Origin of the sequence: Arachnia propionica, from assembly GCF_003932785.1 — a bacterium.
GTDB lineage: Bacteria > Actinomycetota > Actinomycetes > Propionibacteriales > Propionibacteriaceae > Arachnia > Arachnia propionica_B.
On record NZ_RQYT01000100.1, the window covers coordinates 1 to 1,448 of the forward strand.

Consider the following 1,448-nt stretch of genomic DNA (forward strand, 5'->3'; position numbering starts at 1 on the left):
TGTGATGTCTCAGGAGATCGGTGACAGTTCTGCCTCAGGACATCGGTGACGTTTCTTGTGTCAGGACATCGGTGACGGAGTGGGTGTAGATGGATGCGTAGCGCAGGGTGGGGGCTGGCCATTCGATTTCCGCGATGACTTCGCCGGTGGTGGTGTGGATGAACTCGACGCTGTAGCGGGTCCAGATGGCGGTGAGGGTGGCGTGGGCGTGTTGTTTGGTGAGGTTGAAGGTCACGCCGTGGAGGTTGGCGGTGCCGTTGGCGCTGAGGGTGAGGGGTTGTTGCCCGGTGGCGGGGATCGGTTTCCTGACGCGTTGTTTCGGGGGTCGGGGTGGGGTCACGGCCTCGAGTGCGGCATCGATGGGGTCATCGTCTGGTCGGGGACGGGGTGGTGTCGCGGGGGTGGTGGCGTCCCAGGCCTGTTGCGGGGTGATGCGGCCTTCGAGGGCCTGGTGGGGGCGTTGGGTGTTGTAGATGTGGTCGAAGGTGTCGACCATGGTCTGGAGTTGGTCGATGGTCTTGGCCGTGGGGTGCCGGGCCAGCCATTGCTGGAGGGTCTGGTGGAACCGTTCGTTCTTGCCCTGGGTGGTGGGTTTGTAGGGTCTACCGGTGATCGCCTCCACGCCCATGGCAGTGACGTGGGTGACGAGTTTCCCGACCCGGTTCATCCGTGAGGGGTTCAACGCCGGAGCGTTGTCGGTCAGCAGACGCTGCGGTACTCCTCGGGCCGCGACTCCCTTGTCGAACACCGTGATCGCGGCCTGGGCGGTTTCTCCTTCCGCGACCAAGGACGCCACCGCGAGTCGGGAGTGGTCATCTTGGAGTTGGAAGATCACCACGACGCGTCCTGACCGCAACGTGTACTCGGTGGAGTCGAGTTGCCAACACGCGTTCGGCGCCGGGTAGGTGAACCGACGAAACGCTGAACGAGGCCGTTTCCGCCGGTTACGACGCGCCACCCCGGCATCACGGAAGATCCTCGCCAACGAGGCCGGGGACGGAGCCGGTAGCCCCATCTCCTTCATCTTGTCATGGACACTGATCGGGCCCCCGTCAAGCCCGGAGGCCTGCAACGCTTCACGGACCCGGACCGCGTGAGCAGTGATCTCATCACTGATCCGGGTCGGACTCGAAACCGGACGCCGTGACCGTGGCTGCAACACCGCGACCTCTCCTTCCTCGAGGGCGCGTTTCCGTAACACGTAGAACGTCTTGCGGGAGATCCCGTGCTCCCGACAAAACGTGGTCACCGCTCCCCGAGGCGCGTCCTGCGGCCACCGAGCAATCACCAACCGAACCCGAGGATCAACACACTTCGCCTTGTCTTCCTTGCTCATCCCCCCAGCACACGCCACCCCCACGATTCGCCAGAAGTGTCACCACCACACCCCGCCAAAACGTCACCGATGTCCTGAGGCAGAACTGTCACCGATGTCCTGCGACATAACA

Annotated in this window: 1 protein-coding gene; it reads right to left on the reverse strand. The window is 63.7% G+C overall.

The genetic code is table 11. The annotated features are described in order from the left end of the window. Nucleotides 1–34: 34 nt before the first annotated feature. Nucleotides 35–1,336 carry an integrase core domain-containing protein gene (locus EII35_RS15400; RefSeq protein WP_125229331.1) on the reverse strand — a complete coding sequence of 434 codons (1,302 nt, stop codon included), beginning with the start codon at nt 1,334–1,336 and terminating at the stop codon, nt 35–37. Between the last annotated feature and the right edge of the window lie 112 nt (nt 1,337–1,448).

Excerpts from the sequence above, each read along its gene's own strand:
- EII35_RS15400 (WP_125229331.1), bottom strand. The coding sequence starts at position 1,336 with ATGAGCAAGGAAGACAAGGCGAAGTGTGTTGATCCTCGGGTTCGGTTG.